The following is a 21,311-nucleotide window of genomic DNA, read 5'->3' on the forward strand; positions in this document are numbered from 1 at the left end:
ATGCGCGTTGCTGTCGATCGCGCGGTCGTCGTTTTACTATGAACCGAAAGGCGAAAGTGAGAAGAGGGTTGCCGTGGGCTGGTCAGCATCGATGGCTATCACGGCAAGATTGGATGCCGTATTTGGGAACCCCAGGGGGCCGGTCACCTGTCCGGCCGAGACACTGCGCGACCACGGAATCGCCGAGGCCCTTGTCGGGATCGATGGCGAGATGCGCGCGATGGGCCTCCGACCCGATGGGAAGGCCTGGACCATCGCGGTCGAGGCGCCGGACCCGGAGCGCCATTGATCGCGTCGCTGGGCTCCGTAACTGTTGTCGCCCGCACCTGTGCCGAAACCGATGCCTGGGCGACGGCCCTCATGGTGCTTGGGCCGGACAAAGGCGCGACGCTCGCAAGACAAACCGGGCTCGACGCCCTGTTCCTCCTGCGCGATGATGATGCCAGCCTAAGGGGCGTGGGAGTCGGAGGACTTTTCTCCGAAGAGCCAGCGGCAATCGCCTCCGCAGGAGAAAGATGAGCAGCATGGAAACCACCCGCACCGATCACCTCAAGACCGCCATTCTGCTGCTGGCCGCGGCCGGGTTGACGTTGGGACTTGCCTTCTACTTCGCGGGCCGGACCGACATCGCCGACCTGGTCTGGATCGTCGGTGTCTTTCCCGCACTCGCCGCGCTCGTGGTCGAAATTCTGCGCAGTCTGCGTTCCGGCGAGGTGGGCCTCGATATCGTCGCTGCGCTGTCGATGTCGGCGGCGCTTCTCTTCGGCGAAACGCTTGCGGCGGCCGTCGTCGCGGTGATGTATTCCGGGGGCACATTCCTCGAGGCCTTCGCCGAGGGCCGCGCCCGGCGCGAGATGCATGACCTCCTTTCCCGCGTGCCGCGGAGCGCGACCCGGCACCGCAACGGTGGGCTGGAGGAGGTGCCGCTCGGCGAGATCGCCCCGGGCGACCGCCTGCTGATCCGGCAGGGCGACGTGGTGCCGGTGGACGGCACGGTGGTCTCCGACACGGCATTCCTCGACACCTCGGCACTGACCGGGGAGTCCCTGCCGGTGCGGCTGGCGCGCCGGGCCGAGGCGATGAGCGGTGCGACAAACGCGGGCGAGGCCTTCGACCTGACGGCGACCCGAGAAGCGAAGGACAGCACCTATGCCGGGATCGTCCGGCTGGTGGAAGAGGCGCAGGCGTCGAAGGCGCCGATGTCGCGGCTGGCCGACCGCTGGTCGCTGGGCTTTCTCGCGGTCACGCTCGGCATCGCCTTCGCAGCGTGGTGGCTCACCGGGGATCCGATCCGGGCCGTTGCCGTGCTGGTCGTCGCCACGCCCTGTCCGTTGATCCTGGCCGTGCCTGTGGCTCTGGTCGCCGGTCTTTCGCGCGCGGCGCATTTCGGTGTGCTGATCAAGGGCGCCGGGCCGCTTGAGACGATGGCGCGCATCCGCACGCTGATCCTCGACAAGACGGGGACCCTGACGGATGGCCGTCCTCAGATCGTCTCGATCGACAGCCACGATGGCATGAGCGAAGACAACATCCTGCGCCTCGCGGCTTCGCTCGACCAGGCGTCGAAGCACCCTGTAGCGCAGGCCATCGTAGCCGCCGCGAAGGCACGGGGCTTCACGCTGCCGGTTCCGTCAGACGTGGCCGAGATACCGGGCGAAGGCGTCGTGGGCCATGTCAAGGGCCGGAAGGTCATCGTCGGTGGAGATGCCTTCGTCGCGTCCCGCGTCGGACGGCGGCCGGACGATCATTCGGCAATCGCAGCCGGTTCGGTCCTCGTCGCCGTCGCCGTGGACGGGCACATGGCAGGGTACCTCGTGATGTCCGATCCGTTGCGCGAAGGCGCGGGCCAGATGCTCGACGGTCTGCGCCGCGAGGGGATTGCGCGCATCTTGCTGGCCACCGGCGATCGCGCCGATGTGGCCGAGCGCGTGACCGAGGGGCTGGGCCTCGACGGTCTGCGCGCGGGTCTCACGCCCGATCAGAAGGTTCTGCTGGTGCTGAGCGAGCGCAAGAACGGGCCCGTCATGATGGTGGGCGACGGCGTCAACGACGCGCCAGCACTCGCGGCGGCAGATGTGGGCGTTGCGATGGGCGCACGTGGGGCAGCGGCCTCGGCCGAGGCGGCGGACGTCGTGCTCCTCGTGGACCGCATTGACCGGCTGGGCCCGGGCATCGAGATCGCGCGAGGTGCGCACCGCATCGCCGTGGAAAGCGTCGTGGCCGGGATCGGCCTGTCGGTCATGGGCATGATCGCGGCCGCTTTGGGCTATCTCACCCCGGTTCAGGGCGCACTCCTGCAGGAGGCAATCGACGTGGCGGTGATCCTCAATGCCCTGCGCGCGCTGCGCATCGCACCCCATGAACCCACCATTCCGAAACCAAAGGGTGTCTCCGCCGGGCAGGCCGAGATCGCGCAAGGAGCCAAGCCATGAGCCGCCTCTCACATTCCGAGATTCATATGGCGCATCGCATCGGCTGGCTGCGGGCGGCCGTGCTGGGCGCCAATGACGGACTCGTGTCGACTGCGAGCCTGGTTGTCTGCGTCGCCGCGGCAGGATCTGGAAAACCCGAGGTATTGATCACGGGCCTCGCCGGGCTCGTCTCCGGGGCGATGTCCATGGCGGCAGGCGAATACGTCTCGGTCAGCTCGTAGACCGACGCCGAACAAGCCGACCTTGCGCGCGAGACCCGTGAACTCGCAGAAACGCCCGAGGCCGAGATCGAGGAGTTGACGCAGATCTATGTCGACGGGGGACTCGACCGCGACCTTGCTGAAGAGGTGGCCGTCCAGTTGACCAAACGCGACGCGCTCGGACCGCATGGGCGCGACGAACTCGGCGTCTCCGAGGGCAGCTTTATCCCGCCCTGCTGCGCTCAAACCCAATAAATTCGCCGCAACTCTCATCAATGGCAGCTTCTCACGCGGCATCGCAGCGGTCACATGCTGTGTTCCCAGGCCGTGAGGCGGACTTTGCAAATTCTGCTATTGCACAGATTGCTGCCATTTATGCGTACGGCAAGATTCACCACTTTGCGCTCAAACGTTCGTTTGCCGCAATCGCAGTATTTGCCGAAACGGGCAGGCCGCGCCATAGGCGCGGCCTGCCACTCACGACGGGCTTGCGCGGCGCAAACCCTCTGATACAGCCCGTTCATCACGACCTGTGGGTTGGTCAAGCGTCTCTAGCCGTGATGGGCGGCCACGGTCTTGAGCTGGGAAAACCCGTAGAGCGCCTCAAAGCCCTTTTCGCGGCCATGGCCGGATTTGCCAACGCCGCCAAAGGGCAGCTCAACCCCGCCGCCGGCGCCATAGTTGTTGAGGAACACCTGACCCGCATGCAGCTTCTTGGCCAAGCGCATCTGGCGGGCGCCATCGCGGCTCCAGACGCTGGCAACCAGGCCGAACTCGGTGGAATTGGCAATGTTGAGCGCCTCTTCCTCGGTATCAAAGGGGATGAGTACCTGCACCGGGCCAAAGATTTCTTGCTGGGCCAGTGCGTGATCGGCTGGCACATCGGCAAACAGGGTGGGGCGGACATAGGCGCCGGTGTCCGGTGCGCCGTCAACGATGCGTCCCTGGGCTGCCAGTTGCAGATCTGCGCCCTTGGCAAGGAAGCCCTCGACGATCTCTTTCTGGCGGTTTGAGATCAGTGGCCCAAGGCGCAGATCATCGCCGGCCGGGCCAACAGTCAACTCGTCATAGGCTGCAGCCATGCGGGCCTTGACCGTTTCATAGACGCCGCGCTGCACCAGAATGCGCGAAGAGGCAGAGCAGGTCTGCCCGGCGTTCTGAATGCCGGCATTGACCAAAAACGGCAGCGCCGCGTCCAGATCGGCGTCGTCAAACACCAGCTGGGGGGATTTGCCGCCCAGCTCCAGCGTCACAGGTACCACATTCTTGCCCGCAGATTGCTGCACCAGCGCGCCGGTGGCTACCGACCCGGTGAAGGAGATGTGATGTACGCTTGGATGCGCGGTCAGCGCCGCGCCTGCCTCGGCACCGATACCGGGCACCACGTTCAGCGCCCCGGCGGGCAGCCCGGCTTCCTGGGCGATATGGGCAAAGGCCAGCGCGGTCAGGCAGGCCTCTTCTGCTGGTTTCAGCACACAGGCATTGCCCATGGTCAGCGCCGCCCCGACCGAGCGCCCGATGATCTGCATCGGATAGTTCCAGGGAACGATATGGCCGGTGACACCGTGCGGTTCACGCAGGGTATAGACGGTATAGCCGTCCAGATAGGGAATGGTCTCGCCATGTACCTTGTCCGCCGCACCGCCGTAAAATTCGCAGTAGCGCGCCAGGGCGACGGCATCGGCGCGGGCCTGGGTCAGGGGTTTGCCCACATCCATGGCCTCAAGCGCGGCCAACTCATCCACCCGTTCCAGCACCAGCTGGCCAATCCGGGTCAGGATGCGGCCACGTTCCAGTGCGCTCATCCTGCCCCAGTCACCTTCCAGCGCTGCTTTGGCGGCCTGGACGGCGGCATCGATATCGGCGCTGGTGCCACGGGCGATCTGGCACAGGGCGCTGCCATCGGAGGGGTTGACCAGCGGCAGGGTTTCACCGTTGGTGGCGGGTTGCCAGTTGGCGCCAATAAGGCACAGGCTGGGGTCGAACCAGAGAGGGCTTGCGTCAGGGGTCTGTGGGTTAGGCATGTTCGGGTCCTGCAATGTCAAATGTGTAGCTTTTGGTTTGATGTTCGGTAAAGGGCGCGCCAGTCTTCAGATCGCTGAGACCGGGCACCAGGCTGAGACAGGTGCCCCAGAAGGCGGCGGCCTGCGGTGAGCGCTCGGATATGCCCATGCGCCAGCGGCCAGGGAATTCCTGCAAGATCAGGCTGGCGGCCGCCCGGCCCAGCCCCTGCCGCCGCAGCTGCGGCGAGATCCGGAATTCCGATAGCTCTCGGCGGTCGTCGGGCAGGTTCAGCACCAGCGCAAACCCGATGCGGGCCGCGCCCTGGTGGATCCAGAATGCGGTCACGTCGCGCCGATTGAGCATCTGCTCGGCGCGTTTCACCGGATCAATCTTTGCCTCTGGGCTGACCTCGTGGAAGTAGGGTGCCAACACCGAGGCAAAGACCGCCTGTTGGCGGGGTAGTATCAGCGACAGCGTTACCATCAGGCAGCGCCCTGGTTCAGATCCGGCAGTTGCGGTGCTGCTGCAATCAGCGCGCGGGTATAGGGATGCTGGGGGGCGGAAAAGATCTCTTCCGTTGGGGCCGCCTCGACGATTTCGCCCTTTTGCATCACCAGACAGCGGTCGGTGATGGTCCGCACCACGCTGAGGTCGTGACTGATGAACAGGTAGCTCAGCCCGTAGGCCTCGCAGAGTTCGGCCAGCAGATCGAGGATCTGCGCGCGCACCGAAACATCCAGCGCTGAGACCGCTTCGTCAAACAGGATCAGTTCAGGCCGGGTGATCAGGGCGCGGGCAATGGCGATACGCTGGCGCTGGCCGCCGGAAAACTGGTGAATGTATTTCTGCGCGTCGTCGGACTTCAAGCCCACGGCGCGCAGGGTTTCAGTGATCAGATCGCTGCGGGCCATGCCCTTGGGCGGGTCGGTCAGGGTGTGAAAGGGTTCGGTGATCAGCCGGTCCACCCGGTGACGTGGGTTGAAGCTGCCAAACGGGTCCTGGAACACCACCTGCATACGGCGGCGGATTTCCGGGTTCTGTTCAGTGGTGATGGGCAACCCATCCAAGCGAATATCCCCGCCCTGCAGCGGCTCCAGCCCCAGAATCGCCCGTGTCAGGGTCGATTTTCCGCAACCGGATTCCCCTACCAGCCCCAGGCGCTCGCCCCGGTACAGGGTGAAGGACACCTCCTTGACGGCGCGAAAATGCTTGGGCTTTGCAAACAGCCCGTCGCGCGGCAGCGGGTAGTCACGGATGGCGCCAGACACCTCTAGCAGTGGCTTGGGGGCGGGGGCTTGCGGCAGTGTCACCTGGTGGTTGGAGGCGGCAAAGAGCATCTTTGTGTAGGGGTGCTGCATATTGTGCAACAGCTCTTGGGTAGAGCCTGTTTCGACCAGTTCGCCGTGGCGCATCACCACGATGCGATCGGCGAGGTCCGCCACCACCGCCAGATCATGGGTGATGATCATCAGCCCCATATCGAATTCGCGCACCAGATCGCGCAGCAGATCAAGGATCTGCGCCTGGGTTGTCACATCCAGCGCCGTGGTGGGTTCATCGGCGATCAACAGCTTGGGGCGCAGGGCGATGGCCATGGCGATGACCACCCGCTGACGTTGCCCACCGGACAGTTCATGCGGGAACCGGCCCAGTGGAAAGCGGTCTTCCGGCAGGCCGACCCGGTCCAACAGGGCGCGGGCGCGGTCGCGGGCCTGATCAGGGGACATCGCCTTGTGGATCAGGATGGTTTCCATCACCTGATCGCCAATGGTTTTCACCGGGTTCAGCGCGGTCATCGGTTCCTGGAACACCATGCCAATGTTCTTGCCGCGCATGCCGCACATCTGCGCCTCACTGAGGTCCAGCAGGTTCTGGTCTTCCAGATAGAGCGCGCCGCTGGCCTCGGCGGTGTCGGGCAGCAGGCCCATGACGGAAAAGGCTGTCATCGATTTGCCGGATCCGCTCTCACCGGTAACGGCGACGATTTCACCAGGGGCGACGGAAAAAGAGACATCCTTGAGGATCTCAAAAGTACCGATGCGCAGGGATAGGTTGGAAATGTTCAGCAATGTCATCAGCGTGCCAGTCTCAGTTTGGGGTCAAGCCAGTCACGCAGACCGTCGCCCATCAGGTTCAGCCCCAGCACCGTTACCACAATGGCAGAGCCGGGAATAAGGGCGAGATGCGGCGCAAAGCTCACCATGGTTTGGGCATCGGCCAGCATCCGGCCCCAGCTGGGGGTGGGCGGCTGCGCACCTAGTCCGACATAGGACAGGCCTGCCTCGGCCAGGATGCCAAGGGAAAACTGAATGGTGCCCTGTACGATCAGCAGATTGGCCACATTTGGCAGGATATGTTCGGCCGATATGCGCGCCGCGCCCTTGCCGGAAACCTGAGCTGCCAGGATGAATTCGCGTTCCCACAGGGACAGCGCCGCACCGCGGGTGATGCGGGCAAAGACCGGTATGTTGAAGATGCCGATGGCGATGATGGCATTTATGGCACCAGCGCCAAAGATGGCTGTGATCAGGATGGCGATCACCAGGGACGGAAAGGCAAAGACCAGATCATTGGCCCGCATGATGCCTTCGTCCAGCAAGCTGCCTTTCTTGGCGGCTGCTGCCAGGCCCAGCGGCACCCCCAGCCCCATGCCGATGCCGACGGCCACCAGGGCCACGGCGATAGAGGTCCGCGCACCTACCATGATCATGGAAAAGATATCGCGGCCAAAGTGATCGGTGCCCAGCCAGTGGGTGCCATTGGGCGTTTGCAGCTTGGCGGGAATATTCATCGCCGTGTGGTCAAAGGGGGTCCAGACAAAGGAAATCAGCGCCGCCAGAACGACCACGCAGGACAGTCCCAGCCCGAAGATAAGATTGCGGTTCATCGGCAGGCTCCTTTACGTGCGGCTGCGCAGGCGGGGGTCAACCAGCGCATAGGCAAGATCGACCAGAAAATTGACGCTGATCACGGCAAAGACCAAAAGCATCACTACGGATTCCACCACGATCAGGTCGCGGGCGGAAATGGCCTGGAACACCAAGCGTCCCAGACCGGGCAGGAAAAACACCTGTTCGATGATGATGGCCCCGGCCAGCAGAAATGAAAACTGCAGGCCGATGATGGTCAGCACCGGAATCATCGCATTGCGCAGCCCATGCCGCCACAGCGCCTGACGTCGTGTCAGCCCCTTGGCGCGGGCGGTGCGCATGAAATCTTCGCCAAGAATATCGAGCAAAGCCGAGCGCATGACCCGTGCCAGAATGGCAGCCTGGGGCAGGGCCAGGGCAATGGCAGGCAGGGTCAGCGACTTCATCGCCGGGCCAAAGCCTTCGTCCCAACCGGCAAAGCCGCCGGCCCCAAACCAGCGCAGGTTGATGGCAAAGATCAGCACCAGGATCATCGCAAACCAGAAATTTGGCACCGCGACGCCCAGCTGGGTGGCCCCCATCACTGCCATGTCGCCAGGCTTGCCGCGGCGTGCGGCGGCGTAGATCCCTGCGGGAAAGGCGATCAGCGTCGACAGGGTCAGCGCATAGATTGCCAGCGGCAGGGACACCCACATGCGATCAGTGATCATTTCTGCCACCGGGGTGCGATAGGTATAGGACATGCCAAAATCGCCGGTCAGCATACCGCCAACCCAACCGAGGTAGCGCTGAAGCTTGCTTTGATCCAGCCCCAGTTCGGTGCGCAGGGCGGCAACGGTATCTGGCTCGGCATTGATGCCCAGCATGAAGGAAGCCGGATCTCCCGGCGCGATCTCGATGACAAAAAAGATGACAAGCGAGGCAACGGCGAGGCTTATCGTCAGTGACAGCCCCCGTTTCAGTGCATAGCGTAGCATGGGTATTAGTCGCTCTTTGTGGGGCGTAGATAGTCGGTGTCGCTGACGTGCTCTAGCCATTCAGCGGCAGAGCCATCAAGGCCTTCCTGGATGGCCAGATGCACCATGGCAGTGTCCGGTGCGGCACCATGCCAGTGTTCGACGCCGGGTGGAATCCAGATGGTATCGCCCGGGCGCATCTGGCGGGGGGCTTCATCGCGCAGGGCAATCAGGCCCAGGCCGCTGATCACCTGTAGGGTCTGTCCCAGGGGATGGCTGTGCCAGGCGGTGCGTGCGCTTGGCGCAAAACTCACCCGCAGGGCAGAAACACGGGCAGGGGCAGGGGCGTCGATGATAGGATCAAGCCAGACATCGCCGGTGAACCACTGCGGCGGGGCTTTGCGGCTGGGGCGGCTGCCGGCCGGGTAGAGATCAATCATCATGTCTGTCCTGCAAGATTAAGGCTGCCGGGCGAGAGATGTCGCGCCCGGCAGAAGGCATTGTCCAGTTGCAGCACTGAGCCTTGTCAGGCTCTCTGCGCATAGGGGGTCTAGTCAGCCCAGCTGACGGCGGTCAGGTCAATGGCTTGGGTCGGCGCATTTGCCCAAAGTCCCTGTAGATCGGCCTTGGCCACGCTGAGAGAGGCCATCTGGAACAGGTATCCGTTCACATAGTCATTTGCGATGGTTTCCTGCGCCTGCTTGAGCATCGCCATGCGCTGATCTGGATCCGTGGTTGCGTTCAGGCTGGTCATCAGCTCTTGGAATTCAGGATTGTCATACTGAAAGTAGTAGTCCGGGCGCGCATAGATGCCGATGTCCATTGGCTCGGTATGGCTGACGATGGTGAGGCCAAAATCCTTGCCGCGGAACACGGTTTCCAGCCACTGGGCCCATTCCACATTGATGATTTCAGCCTCGATGCCAACCTGTGCCAGCTGGGCGGCGACGATTTCGCCACCACGACGGGCATAGGAGGGCGGCGGCAGGTGCAGGGTGGTCTTGAAGCCATCCGCCAGGCCAGCCTCGGCCAGCAGCGCCTTGGCCTGTTCCGGGTCATAGGCGGATTGGCCGGTCAGATCGACATAGGCGGGATGATGCGGCGCAAAATGGCTGCCGATTGGGGTGCCATAGCCAAACATGGCACCGTCGATGATGGCCTGGCGATCAATCGCATGCGCCAGCGCTTGGCGCACCCGCAGATCATCAAAAGGCGCCTGCTTGTTGTTGGTCGACAGGATGGTTTCCCCCTCGGTCGAACCAACCAGCACCTGGAAACGCGGATCGGCGTCAAACTGCGGCAGGTTTTCCGGCGCCGGGAAGCTTGCGAAGGCGTCCACATCCTCGGCCATCACTGCAGCAAAGGCGGCGGTAGGGTCCGAGATGAACTTGAAGGTGGCGTTGTCGAGCACAGCAGGGGTGCCCCAGTAGTCGGCGTTCTTTTCCAAGGTGATGCTGTCGCCCTGCACCCAGCCCGAGAATTTGAAGGCACCAGTGCCAACAGGGCTGGTCTTGATGTCATCGATGCTCTCGGGGGCAACGATGACGGCATCGCCCCAGGCCAGGTTGAACAGCATGTTGCCATTGGGTTCGCTCAGGGTGATCTTGACTGTTTCGGGGTCAACCACATCGACGCTGGCGATATCGGCAAACAGGGCCTTTTGCGCATTGGTGCTGTCTTCGGCGCGGGCGCGATCCAGCGAGAATTTCACATCTTCGGCGTCCATGCTGCTGCCATCATGGAATGTGACACCACTGTTCAGATGAAAGGTATAGCTCAGCCCGTCTTCCGAGATTTCCCAGCTATTGGCGAGGCCTGGCACAACCGATCCATCGCCCATAAACCGGGTCAGCCCTTCAAAAACATTGGAATAAAGTACCTGGTCAATCGCCCCGGCGGCAGCGCTGGTCGGGTCAAGGTGAGGCGGCTCTAGCTGCAGTCCGATGATCACGGAATCCTTGGCCGATGCTGCGCCTGCTATCAGTGCCAGTGTAGAGCTAGCGGCAAAAACGATTGATCTGAATGTCATTTCCAGTTCCCTTGTTGCGATGGGTCCCCTGTTGCCGGGGGCTTTGCGCTAAGGTTTCCTCTTTTCCGTGGGGTAATCAAGGGGTGAGAGACAATTCGTCGCCTAGAAGCGCAGGGCTTTAGTTGATAGCCGTGCGCAACCCGTACAAACCCAGGGAAATTCATGAGCGCGAACTCAAAAAAACCTGCCGTTACCGCAGGAGATATCCTTGCGAAAAAGGGCAAAACGCCAATTGTCAGCCTGACAGCTTATACCACGCCGATGGCGCAGATGATGGATCAACATTGTGATTTTATTTTGGTCGGTGACAGCGTCGGCATGGTGCTGCATGGCCTTCCATCGACGCTGGGGGTCACGATGGAGATGATGATTCTTCACGGCGCGGCGGTTGCGCGCGGCCTGTCGCATGCGATGCTGGTGATTGACATGCCGTTTGGGTCCTATGAAGAAAGCCCGGCGCAGGCCTTTCGTAATGCCGCCCGGCTGATGCGCGAAACCGGGGCGGCTGCGGTCAAGCTGGAGGGCGGTGTCGAGATGGCCGCGACCATCCGCTTTCTGGTAGAGCGGGGCATTCCGGTCATGGCGCATCTGGGGCTTACGCCACAATCAATCAACACCCTTGGCGGGTATAAGGTGCAGGGGCGCGATGCCGCCGGCGCTGCGGTGATCGCGGGTGCCCATGCGGTGGCCGAGGCCGGTGCCTTTGCCGTGGTGCTGGAAAAAGTGCCGCAAACACTGGCGGATGAGATTACCGCTGCCGTGGCGATCCCGACCATTGGCATTGGCGCCTCGGTCGGCTGTGATGGCCAGATCCTGGTGGTGGATGACATGCTAGGGCTGTTCACCGCCTTCAAACCAAAATTTGTCAAACGCTATGGCAACCTGGGCGCTGATGCCGAGGCCGCGATTGCGGCCTATGCCGCCGATGTCCGCGCGCGCAGCTTTCCGGCCGCCGAACATGTTTTTGCCGATCAAACAGCCGCCAAAGGGTGAATACGTTCATGACCGTTCCGATTATTCGCCGCCTCGCCGCGCTGCGCGCCAAACAGAGTGACTGGACCCGTGCCGGCGAGAAGGTCGGTGTTGTGCCCACTATGGGGGCCCTGCATGCAGGGCATCTGTCGCTGGTCGAGGCCGCCAAAGCCGCCTGTGACCGGGTTGTCGTGACAATTTTTGTCAATCCAAAACAGTTCAACAATCCCGAAGATCTGGCCAATTATCCGCGCACCGAACATGAGGATGCCATCAAACTGGCCCCCTATGGTGTCGATGCTATCTATGTGCCGGACCCGGACCAGATCTACCCCGATGGCTTTGCCTCCAATGTTGCGGTGGCCGGGGTGGCGGATCAGATGGAGGGCGCCTGTCGCCCCGGTCATTTTGACGGGGTTGCGACGGTGGTGGCCAAGCTGTTCTTGCAAACCGGGGCACATCAGGCGTTTTTTGGCGAAAAAGACTATCAGCAGCTTCTGGTGGTGCGGCGCATGGCGCGGGATCTGGATATCCCGATAGAGGTGGTGGGCTGCCCAACGGTGCGCGAGGCCTCTGGCCTGGCGATGTCCTCTCGCAATTTGCGACTGTCTGCGGCTGGTGTGAAACAGGCGGGGATGATGCATCCCATTCTGACCAGTCTGGCCGCAGAGCTGGCCGCAGGCGGGTCCTTCGCGCCGCTGGGCAAGCAGGCCGAGGCTGATATCCTTGCTGCCGGGTTCGACGAAGTGGAGTATCTCTCGCTCTGCTCGGCAGTGGATCTGCGCGCCCTGGAGACCGCAGGTGGCCCGGATCACCCTGCGCGCCTGTTTGTGGCGGCCTGGCTGGAAGGTGTGCGGCTGATCGATAATGTTGCGGTCTAGCCGATTTCGTGAACTAACTATTTAGTAAGCACTGGCAGCGGTAACATCTTGCCGTTAAAGTCTCGCCCTGAGGAGATCCATCAAGGGGCGGGACATGAGTTACATTCTGGCAATCGACCAGGGCACCACGTCAACACGGGCTGTATTGTTTGATGCGGAAATGCAGGCCGTGGGTACGGCGCAGCAGGAATTTCCGCAGTATTTTCCCAAGGCAGGTTGGGTAGAGCACGATCTGGAAGAGATCTGGCAAAGCACGGTTGCCACCTGCAGCCAGGTGCTGGCCGATTGCGGTATCAGCGCCTCTGATCTGGCGGGTATCGGCATTACCAATCAGCGCGAAACCACAGCGGTTTGGCACAGGGACAGCGGCAAACCGGTACATAGGGCGATCGTCTGGCAGGACCGGCGTACCGCCGAATTCTGCGATAGCCTGCGCGCGGCGGGCCATGAAGATCTGATCCGCCAGCAGACGGGGCTGCTGCTGGATCCCTATTTTTCAGGAAGCAAGGTTCGCTGGATCCTGGATCAGCAGCCCGATGCACGGGACCAGGCAGAACGCGGTGCTCTGCTCTTTGGTACCATCGACAGCTTTCTGATCTGGCGGTTGACCGGCGGCAAAGCGCATGTGACCGATGCCACCAACGCTTCGCGCACCATGCTGTATGACATTCATACAGGCAGCTGGAGCAGCGAGATCTGTGCCTTGATGCAGGTGCCAATGGCGATGCTGCCCGAGGTCAAGGATTGTGCCGCTGATTTTGGGGTTGTCCAGGCCGATATTCTGGGGGCAGAGGTGCCTATTCTGGGCGTCGCGGGCGATCAGCAGGCGGCCACCATCGGCCAGGCCTGTTTTCAGCCGGGGATGATGAAATCCACCTATGGTACGGGATGTTTTGCCCTGCTGAACACCGGCGCAACGCCGGTTTTGTCCAATAACCGGATGCTGACCACCGTGGCCTATCAGCTGGATGGGCAGCCAACCTATGCGCTGGAAGGGTCGATCTTTATTGCCGGTGCCGCAGTACAGTGGCTGCGCGATGGGTTGGGCATTATCGATGATGCCGCACAGACGGGGGCGCTGGCCGCGCAGGCTGATCCGGAACAGGATGTTCTTTTGGTGCCCGCTTTTACCGGGCTGGGCGCGCCCTATTGGCAACCCGAGTGCCGGGGGGCCATCTTTGGGCTGACCCGTGGCTCTGGCCCGGCAGAGCTCGCCCGTGCGGCGTTGCAAAGTGTCGCCTATCAGACCCGCGACCTGTGGGAGGCAATGCGGGCCGACTGGCCGGAAGAGGCCCAGGTGAGCCTGCGGGTTGATGGCGGCATGAGCGCAAGCGACTGGACCATGCAGAGTCTCTCGGATTTGTTGGGCGCAGCAGTGGATCGGCCCAGGATGCAGGAGACCACGGCGCTGGGGGCAGGGTGGCTCGCGGGTATGCAGGCCGGGCTTTACCCTGACAAGGCAGGGTTTGCGGCCACCTGGGCGCTGGACCGCGAATTCACCCCGCAATTGGACCCGGCGCGTCGCGACGCCGCCTATGCCCGCTGGCAGCGCGCGGTGCAGGCCGTGATTGGCATCTAGAGGTCTGCGTCGGCCCTGGCAGGTCGGCGCAACCTTGGTAAAGCCTACTGTGGAGCGGTTGACTGGTTGACTGCGTACACCCGGATATCGAGAGGCAAGGGGGGGCTCCCGCGCCCGCAGGTCATCGGCTGGCGCCGAAAGACCTTGGCGGCCTTGGGCCTGGCGCCGCGCTGACGCGCGGCGCGGTTGCGTCTGGATCAAAGGGGGGTGGGGAGGCCCACGCCGGGCTCCGGCCCGGCGCCCGGCCCAACGGAAAGAGGGCCCCTTGGGCCTGATGACGGGCGGGAGCCCTCCCTTGCTGGGGGCTCACCGTTGCCTGTGCCCCCGTGCTGCCCCTTTGGCCCCCCGTGTTTCTAACCCGCCATCCGTGCGCCGGGTGCGATGGTGGCAGGGCGGGCGTTCAGGTCCTCGATCGAAAAGCCGGAGATGGATTTATAGCGCGCCGCATGGGCGGCCAGGTCGGCACGGGGGATCACCTCGTCAATGGTGGTGAAATCACCGCCGCAGAGGTCTTCGACCTGTTGCAACACCGCATCCGGCCCCTTGCCTGCCCGGTTCGTCTGGCCGATGCCTGTTGCAAGCGGGCGTACCTCTGCCTCATAGGCGGCGAGGGCGGCCGGGGTGACGCCCTGCGCCAGCAGTTTCGCCCCGATCACCCGGGCATCCAGGATCGCCTGGCTGGCGCCGTTGGATCCCACCGGATAGGTCGGGTGGGCGGCATCCCCTATGAGAGAGACCGCGCCAAAGCTCCACTGTGGCAGCGGGTCGCGATCCACCATGGGGTATTCATACACCACGTCCGCGCCGCGGATCAGCCCTGGCACATCAATCCAGTCGAACTGCCAATCTGCAAAATCCGAAATGAAATCATTGATATCGGCGGCGCGGTTCCAGTCTTCCTTTTTCCAGGGGCTGGCGGGGTCAAAGCTCTTTTCGGCAATCCAGTTCAGCGTCACCTGGCCCGCGGCATCGGGGCGCGAGATCGGATAGGCCACCAGGCGCAGGCTGTCGTGGCCGATCATGACCATGGCGGCCTCCCCTTTCCAGGGTTGCCCTTGCGTCGTGGCGCGCCACAGGATGCGCCCGTTCCAGATGGGCGCGCCTTCTTCTGGATACATCTGAGCGCGCAGCGCCGAATGAATGCCATCCGCAGCCACCAGCAGGCTACCGTGTTTACGGCTGCCATCGGCGAGCAGAAGTTCCGCGCCGTTGTCACTGTGTTCAAAGCCACAGGCCCGCGCCCCAGTGGTAATGCAGCCTTCCCCGGCCCGCGCGATCAGCGCCCGGTAGAGCATCATCTGCAATTCACCGCGATGCACCGAATATTGTGGCCAGGCATAGCCCGCCTGCATTCCGCGCGGCTCTTCCCAGATGGTTTTGCCCAGCTTGGAATAGAACCCCAGCTGCTGGGTGCGAATGCCGATGCTGTCCAGCTCTGCCTCAAGCCCGAGATCAAAGAGTTCCCGCACAGCATTGGGCTGCAGGTTGATGCCAACCCCAAGCGGGCGCAGTTGCGCCGTCGATTCGTAGATGTGAAAGGGCACACCAATCTGATGCAGCGTCAGGCCGAGGCTTAGCCCGGCAATGCCACCACCTGCGATGAGAATGGACATAGTAAGTATACCTCCTATTATTTGACGGCACAGAACCACATGGCCTGCCCACATGGCAAGGAAAAAGCGCTGAAGGCCGCGCCAGAGACATTTCGTTGGCAGGTAGATCCGGGATTTGGCGGGATCAATCTTTGGAGGCGATGATCAGATCAGGGCCAAAGATGATGTCTGCATAGTGACGCAGATAGATCTTGAGCCAGGGGGTAAAGCGCTCTGGGTGGCGCTGCACCTCTGCGAGGAGATCGTGATAATCCATCCAGCAGGTTTCCATCACCTCCGCCGGGTTGGCCTTGGGCACGAGCGGGCGATGGGCATGGGCCAGAAAGACATCTACGACTTCGTGCTCGATCAGACCATGGCCTACATCGGCGCGATACTCCAGCTGATGGCGGAATTCAGGATAAAGCCCGCTGATGCCCAGCTCCTCCTGCATGCGCCGCACCGCACAGGCCGAGGAGGCTTCTTCCCACATCGGATGGGTGCAGCAGGTATTCGCCCAGAGCCCCGGCGTGTGATATTTGCCCAGGGCCCGGCGCTGCATCAGGATCTTGACGCCCTTGACCACAAAGACCGACACGGCCTTGTGTTTCAGCCCCTGTTCATGCGCCAGGAGCTTTTCTACCGGTGTCAGTTCGCCGTTAACCCAGGCCGGGATCATATGGGGCATTCAAGGTCCAGGATGAGTGCCGTCAAGGCCAAGCCCACATTGGCTAGCGCGGCGCGCGGCGCAAAGCAACTGTACGAAAGGCCGCGCCCCTGGGGACACGGCCTTTGATGCCCAAGTTTCGAGCAGATTTACTGGCTGACGCAGGGTCAGCCAGTAAGCGCCTTATTCCGAGGCCGCTTCCTCGGTGGTGGCCTCTGGCGCGGGGCCATACTGCGCCAGAAAGGCATAGAGATCCTCGGCGCCCTTCTTCAGCTTGAAGGTCATTTTCGATTTTGCCTTGCTGTCGTCCAGATGGCTGCGCAGAAATTCGCGGGGATCAGCGGTAAAGCTGGTGAAGTTTTCCAGATCCCAGACCAGACCACCGGCGCCGGCAGCGGCCAGGTCATCGCCGTATTTGAAGCCTTCAGAGCTGCCGGCGGTACGACCAGCGATGCCCCACAGGTTCGGACCGGTGCGGCCACCCTTGACGATATTTTCGCCGCTATCCGACACAATAGTATGGCAAGATTTGCAGCGGTTGAAAACTTTCTCACCCTTGGCCGGATCGCCTTCGGCAAAGGCGGGGGCTGTGAAGGCCGGGGCGGCCAGCAGGCCAAGAAGGGTGGCTGTCAGGATGTGTTTCATTTGCTTGCTCCAATTGTTGAGTTGGCGAGAGGATACGGCGACGAATTGGTCAGATGGTCAACGGGTGACTTTGCCGCATGAAGAGGATCAGCCTGCAAGTCGCGTCATGGGTTGGGGCTCCAGCAGGGCAGAAGATCGTTTTCCTGGGGGGTGGCGCAATAGACTGCGCGGGCGATGGCGCGGCTCAGGCAGAGCGAGGCCGCATGGCCGATCTGGCCCAGCTCTGTGTCGATATCATCCAGCACGCGCCCGCCGGTGCTGGCAGCAAAGACCAGATCGCCGTCGCCGGGCGCATGGGCGGGAACAGTGGCACGGCCAATCCCATCGTGGGCGGCGGTGGCCATCCGCTGACACTGCGCCTTGCTCAGGGCGGCATCGGTCGCAACGATGGCAATGGTGGTATTGCCGCGCTCGCTGGGCAGGCTGTCTGTCGCGGCCAGGGCGTGCATGGCCCGCATCTTGCGACTGTCGAGGCTGCGACCCAGCCCACTGGCGCTATCCGGGCCGAGGCCGCCAAATTCACCGTCCACCTCAAAGGGGGCAGCCCAGAAATGCCGATCCCCCGGGGTGGTGACGCTGCCCATCGGATTGGCGGCAACAAGGGCGCCAACGGTGACGCCATTGTCCAGCACAAAAGAGGCAGAACCCAGCCCGCCCTTTACCATGGCGGTCAGCGCCCCCATGCCAGCCCCATGGCTGCCCAGGGCGAAATCGGTTGCGGCCGCCTGAAAGGCGGCGCGGCCCAGGGCGCGATAGGGGTTATCCTGCCAGTCCTTGTCGCCACCATTCAGCAGATCAAACAGGATGGCGCCGGGCACCAGCGGGATGATGGCGGGACCCAGGGCAAAGCCCCTGCCAGCGGCCCGCAGCCCATCCACCACGCCGGAACAGGCATCCAGCCCATAGGCCGACCCGCCAGAAAGCACCAGCGCGTCAATCTTGGCGACCGATTTATCCGGTGCCAAGAGATCTGTTTCGCGGCTGCCAGGCGCGCCCCCCATAACATGGACCGACGCGGTCAGCGGTTCTGGGCTCAGCAGTACAGTGGTGCCTGATTTCACCACCGGATCATCGGCATTGCCGACCAGCAGGCCGGGGACATCCGTGATAAGGTTCTTGGGACCTGGGATCATTTTGGCGGGTTCCTGTTCCAAAGCCAAGAACTGGGCAGAGAGGCCCAGCTCTATAGATGTCATCTGCCCGGTCTTTGATCTGTCTCAAACACACCTAAGGGTGCGGTCAAGACGACCGGGCAGGTGGGGGGAGGCGGGTGGCCCCTAGATGCAGCGGCCGCCGTCGACTTCCATGGCGACGCCTGTGACCATGCTGGCCTCATCCGAGCAGAGATAGCAGGCGGCATTGCCCATGTCCTCGGGGGTGGAAAACCGCCCGATTGGAATCGACGAGATGAACTTGGCGCGCACCTCCGGTGTGTCTTCGCCCATGAAGGATTTCAGCAGCGGCGTTTCCCCGGCGACCGGGTTGATCGCATTGACCCGGATGCCCTGCGGGGCCAGTTCGACGGCCATGGTTTTGGTCGCGGTGATCATCCAGCCCTTAGAGGCGTTGTACCAGTTGAGATTGGCACGTGGCGAGACCCCTGCTGTTGAAGCCACGTTGAGAATCACTCCGCTCGCGCGGGATTTCATGTGGGGCACCAGGGCGCGGGCTGTCAGGTAGACCGATTTCATGTTCACATTGAACACCCGGTCAAAGTCGTCTTCGCTGACCTCATCCAAGGGGGTCGGCAGATGGGTGACGCCGGCATTATTGACCAGGATATCGACCTGGCCAAAGTGGGCGATCGCGGCCTCGGCCATGGCGTTGACCGAAGCGGCATTCGCCACATCAACCTGCTGGGCCATGGCTGCGTCGCCGCGCTCTGCTGCCATGGTCTGGGCGGCTTCGGCATTGATGTCTGCGATCATCACCCGCGCGCCCTCGGCTAGAAATTTATCAACGATACCAAGACCAAAACCAGACGCGCCGCCTGTTACAATTGCGCATTTTCCAGCAAGCCGCATGATGTGCTCTCCTCAAAAATAATTTGGGCACAACATGGCGAAGGCGGCGGGTGGGTGCAATCGCTAGGATCACTCTGGAGTGATTTTTCCACGGGTTGATTTGATCGCACCGCGCTGTTTTTTGCTGTCCAGCCGCCGCTTGACGGATCCGCGGGTGGGTTTGGTCGCTATACGACGTTTTGGCGCCACCAGGGCCTGGCGGATCAGCGCCACCAGTCGGTCGCGCACCAGTTCTCGGTTGCGTTGCTGCGAACGGGTTTCGTCGCATTGCAACAGGATCGCGCCTTCCTTGGTCCAGCGGCGTCCGGCCAGCCGTTTGAGGCGGGATTTCACCGCCGGGGTCAGTGCCGGACAGCGGGCCGCTTCGAAACGCAGTTCAACCGCGGTGGCCACCTTGTTCACATTCTGCCCGCCCGGCCCCGAGGCGCGCATGAAGCTCTCGCTGAGTTCCCAGTCCTGCACTGTGATGTTATCTGTGATTTCGAGCATGGGGCAGGATCTAGCGCGACTGGGCCAAATGGAAAAGGCTGCAGCCGGGCAGGGCGCAGCCTTTTGTCGGAACTGTTGTATTGCGGCGTGGTGCTGCCTTAGCGGGCTGGCGTGGCTGTCAGCCGGGTCACCAGAAAGCGGAAGGGGATCAGCGCCAGCAGCGCCAGGCCCAGCTTGACCAGCCAGTCAGCCAGCGCCAGCGATACCCAAAGCGGCACCAGGGGGCCAAGGCCCAGCAGCGGCAGCATATCTTGCGCCCAGGAGGTGTCATTGCCAGGTTCAATCCAGGCCAGCGCACCGGAAAAGGCTATGGTGAAGAACAGCGCCGTATCCACCACAGAGCCAATCAGGGTCGAGGCCAGCGGCGCCCGCCACCATTTTCCGTCGCGCAGGGCGGCAAAGATCGAGACATCTAGCAGCTGCGCGGTGAGGAAGGCCAGGCCAGACCCAAGTGCGATGCGCAGGGTGACCAGGGGGCCAAATTCACCAATGATCTGGGTGCCGATGAGCGAGCAGGCCACCCCGGTGACAAAGCCGACCAGCACCACGCGGCGCGCAGCAGCGCTGCCATAGACGCGGTTCATCACATCGGTGATCAAAAAGGCAATGGGATAGGTGAAGGCCCCCCAGGTCAGCCATTGGCCAAACAGGAATTGCACCAGGATATTCGAGGCCACGACAGTGGCCGCCATGGCAAGAATGCCAGGAAGATGAGAGCGGTTCATTTTTCAGTTCCGTTTTTTATACAAGGTCGCGGCGACTTGTTCCGCAGGATCTGCGAAAGACGCGCCCGTTTATCGCTGTGCAGGCCATTTGGCAAGCCTTTTGCCCCTGTGTGGCAGGTGGTGGCGTGACGGCAGCGATGACAACAGCCAGAACACAGGCGGGGCTCCCGCCCGGTTCCACACAGTCAAAGACTGTGCCTCTCCCGTTGGGCCGGGCACCGCGCGGTGCCCGGTGCGGCCGCGCCCGGTGGCGGGGGGGCAAAAGGAAGAGGCGGCGATACCGGAGGGGACAGGCCCTATTCGGGCAGGAAAAACTCTACCAGTTCGGTGCGCTGCAGGCTGCGGAAATTGTCATCCGACACCATGGTGGCCCGCAGCCGGTCTGCGGCGTCGCGCCAGACCGATAGTCCTTCGAGATTGTCGTAGGCGCCAAGCGCGCTTTGGAACAATGTGACCTCGTTCTGCGGCCCCTGTGCGGTGATGTCCCAGCGACGTAGCCGACTGCGAAAGCCGATCAGCATAAAGCTGCGCTCAAGCAGGTAGAACCGGCCATCCGGGCCAAAATCCGCCCCTACAGGGAGAAAGCCGTCCCGGCGTGGCAGCGCAAAAGGCTGGCTCCAACGGTGGCCATTCCAGCGCCAGACCGGGATATCGCCAGCAGCATTCGGGGCATTTTCCGGCAGGGTGTACAGCCGCCCCTGCGCATCAACCGCCAGGGCCTCCAGCGCCTTGTTCAGGGGCATCGCGTCAAAGGCATCGGGGCGCGGCAACACCTGCGCGCGGGCGCTGTCGGCCCGCTGATAAGCCACCCGTGGCACCCCCTCGAAAGAGATGTAGACTGTGCCATCGGCGGCAATCGCCAGGCCTTCGCTGTCCATGACGCGGCCAAACAGGGTGCGCCCGGTGGAGGTGCGCAACTGCTGGGAACTGCGCAGCTGGACCTTGGAAATCGTGCCCCTGTCGCGCTGGATATCGGCGCGGACCAACCGGGCACGATCGCTGAGCACCGTCATCGCGCTGCCATCTGCCGAAACATTGATCCCTGAAAACCCGCCAAACCAGCTTTGGCTTTCCTGCCAAATGTAGCGCCCGGCGAATTGGGCGGTCTCGTGGCGCGGGCGGGGACGGTTTGCGGCATAGGCCGCAACCGCCGCCAGACCGCTGGCCAGCAGCAGACAGATGAGCAGGCTGCGGCGCGATCTAGCGGCCATACGGGGTTTGCCGAGGTTCACAGCGTGTTGGTCCG

The 21,311-nt window shown here is 62.7% G+C and carries 19 protein-coding genes and 2 pseudogenes; 6 read left to right on the top strand and 15 right to left on the bottom strand.

Features of this window, described 5'->3' with window-relative positions; genetic code table 11:
• Positions 1-154: 154 nt before the first annotated feature.
• The 3 genes and pseudogenes from P2081_RS16110 to P2081_RS16120 all read left to right on the top strand — a co-directional run.
• A pseudogene (locus P2081_RS16110) lies at positions 155-519 on the top strand (FAD:protein FMN transferase); the annotation flags it as partial.
• Positions 520-524: 5 nt separating this feature from the next.
• On the top strand, positions 525-2,432 hold the full coding sequence (locus tag P2081_RS16115) for a heavy metal translocating P-type ATPase (RefSeq protein WP_278923891.1): 1,908 nt from the start codon (positions 525-527) through the stop codon (positions 2,430-2,432).
• A pseudogene (locus P2081_RS16120) lies at positions 2,429-2,848 on the top strand (VIT1/CCC1 transporter family protein); the annotation flags it as partial. The gene P2081_RS16115 and the pseudogene P2081_RS16120, both read left to right, overlap by 4 nt.
• Before the next feature lie 335 nt (positions 2,849-3,183).
• On the opposite strand, the gene P2081_RS16125 reads toward P2081_RS16120, so the two are convergent.
• The 7 genes from P2081_RS16125 to P2081_RS16155 form a co-directional block, all read right to left on the bottom strand.
• Positions 3,184-4,656 carry an aldehyde dehydrogenase family protein gene (locus P2081_RS16125; protein ID WP_278923892.1) on the bottom strand — a complete coding sequence of 491 codons (1,473 nt, stop codon included), beginning with the start codon at positions 4,654-4,656 and terminating at the stop codon, positions 3,184-3,186.
• Positions 4,649-5,119: a GNAT family N-acetyltransferase gene (locus tag P2081_RS16130; protein WP_417701281.1), complete on the bottom strand. Its 471-nt coding sequence runs from the start codon at positions 5,117-5,119 to the stop codon at positions 4,649-4,651. The genes P2081_RS16125 and P2081_RS16130 overlap by 8 nt, the downstream gene beginning before the upstream one ends.
• Positions 5,119-6,711 (bottom strand): ABC transporter ATP-binding protein, encoded by a 1,593-nt coding sequence (locus P2081_RS16135; RefSeq protein ID WP_278923893.1) that lies wholly within the window; start codon positions 6,709-6,711, stop codon positions 5,119-5,121. The genes P2081_RS16130 and P2081_RS16135 overlap by 1 nt, the downstream gene beginning before the upstream one ends.
• A complete protein-coding gene (locus P2081_RS16140) occupies positions 6,711-7,523 on the bottom strand; it encodes an ABC transporter permease (protein ID WP_278923894.1) in 813 nt (270 codons plus the stop codon). The genes P2081_RS16135 and P2081_RS16140 overlap by 1 nt, the downstream gene beginning before the upstream one ends.
• A gap of 12 nt (positions 7,524-7,535) precedes the next feature.
• Positions 7,536-8,483: an ABC transporter permease gene (locus P2081_RS16145; RefSeq protein ID WP_278923895.1), complete on the bottom strand. Its 948-nt coding sequence runs from the start codon at positions 8,481-8,483 to the stop codon at positions 7,536-7,538.
• Positions 8,484-8,488: 5 nt separating this feature from the next.
• Complete coding sequence (locus P2081_RS16150; RefSeq protein WP_278923968.1) at positions 8,489-8,902, bottom strand: (R)-mandelonitrile lyase; 414 nt, start codon at positions 8,900-8,902, stop codon at positions 8,489-8,491.
• Between the two features lie 110 nt (positions 8,903-9,012).
• Positions 9,013-10,491: an ABC transporter substrate-binding protein gene (locus P2081_RS16155; protein ID WP_278923896.1), complete on the bottom strand. Its 1,479-nt coding sequence runs from the start codon at positions 10,489-10,491 to the stop codon at positions 9,013-9,015.
• A 162-nt stretch (positions 10,492-10,653) separates the two neighbouring features.
• On the opposite strand from P2081_RS16155, the gene panB reads away from it, so the two are divergent.
• The 3 genes from panB (at position 10,654) to glpK (ending at position 13,923) form a co-directional block, all read left to right on the top strand.
• Positions 10,654-11,484: a 3-methyl-2-oxobutanoate hydroxymethyltransferase gene (panB, locus tag P2081_RS16160; RefSeq protein ID WP_278923897.1), complete on the top strand. Its 831-nt coding sequence runs from the start codon at positions 10,654-10,656 to the stop codon at positions 11,482-11,484.
• Between the two features lie 8 nt (positions 11,485-11,492).
• Positions 11,493-12,344 (top strand): pantoate--beta-alanine ligase, encoded by an 852-nt coding sequence (gene panC, locus P2081_RS16165; protein WP_278923898.1) that lies wholly within the window; start codon positions 11,493-11,495, stop codon positions 12,342-12,344.
• A gap of 94 nt (positions 12,345-12,438) precedes the next feature.
• Positions 12,439-13,923, top strand: coding sequence for a glycerol kinase GlpK (glpK, locus tag P2081_RS16170; protein WP_278923899.1), 1,485 nt, complete (start codon positions 12,439-12,441; stop codon positions 13,921-13,923).
• Positions 13,924-14,276: 353 nt separating this feature from the next.
• Here glpK and P2081_RS16175 read toward each other — a convergent pair whose 3' ends face one another.
• The 8 genes from P2081_RS16175 to P2081_RS16210 all read right to left on the bottom strand — a co-directional run bounded on the left by P2081_RS16175 (position 14,277) and on the right by P2081_RS16210 (position 21,276).
• Complete coding sequence (locus P2081_RS16175; protein WP_278923900.1) at positions 14,277-15,536, bottom strand: flavin-dependent oxidoreductase; 1,260 nt, start codon at positions 15,534-15,536, stop codon at positions 14,277-14,279.
• 124 nt (positions 15,537-15,660) lie between these two features.
• Positions 15,661-16,203 carry an isopentenyl-diphosphate Delta-isomerase gene (locus tag P2081_RS16180; RefSeq protein ID WP_278923901.1) on the bottom strand — a complete coding sequence of 181 codons (543 nt, stop codon included), beginning with the start codon at positions 16,201-16,203 and terminating at the stop codon, positions 15,661-15,663.
• Between the two features lie 162 nt (positions 16,204-16,365).
• Positions 16,366-16,827 carry a c-type cytochrome gene (locus P2081_RS16185; RefSeq protein WP_278923902.1) on the bottom strand — a complete coding sequence of 154 codons (462 nt, stop codon included), beginning with the start codon at positions 16,825-16,827 and terminating at the stop codon, positions 16,366-16,368.
• Between the two features lie 104 nt (positions 16,828-16,931).
• Positions 16,932-17,960, bottom strand: coding sequence for a P1 family peptidase (locus P2081_RS16190; RefSeq protein WP_278923969.1), 1,029 nt, complete (start codon positions 17,958-17,960; stop codon positions 16,932-16,934).
• A gap of 144 nt (positions 17,961-18,104) precedes the next feature.
• The gene (locus P2081_RS16195; protein WP_278923903.1) at positions 18,105-18,851 is read right to left on the bottom strand and encodes an SDR family oxidoreductase; all 747 of its coding nucleotides are present in this window, start codon (positions 18,849-18,851) and stop codon (positions 18,105-18,107) included.
• 69 nt (positions 18,852-18,920) lie between these two features.
• Complete coding sequence (gene arfB / locus P2081_RS16200) at positions 18,921-19,340, bottom strand: alternative ribosome rescue aminoacyl-tRNA hydrolase ArfB (RefSeq protein WP_278923904.1); 420 nt, start codon at positions 19,338-19,340, stop codon at positions 18,921-18,923.
• Positions 19,341-19,438: 98 nt separating this feature from the next.
• The gene (locus tag P2081_RS16205) at positions 19,439-20,065 is read right to left on the bottom strand and encodes a queuosine precursor transporter (protein WP_278923905.1); all 627 of its coding nucleotides are present in this window, start codon (positions 20,063-20,065) and stop codon (positions 19,439-19,441) included.
• Between the two features lie 296 nt (positions 20,066-20,361).
• A complete protein-coding gene (locus P2081_RS16210) occupies positions 20,362-21,276 on the bottom strand; it encodes an esterase-like activity of phytase family protein (protein WP_278923906.1) in 915 nt (304 codons plus the stop codon).
• Between the last annotated feature and the right edge of the window lie 35 nt (positions 21,277-21,311).

This window comes from Pseudophaeobacter profundi (assembly GCF_029697505.1).
GTDB classification, from domain to species: Bacteria; Pseudomonadota; Alphaproteobacteria; order Rhodobacterales; family Rhodobacteraceae; genus Pseudophaeobacter; species Pseudophaeobacter profundi.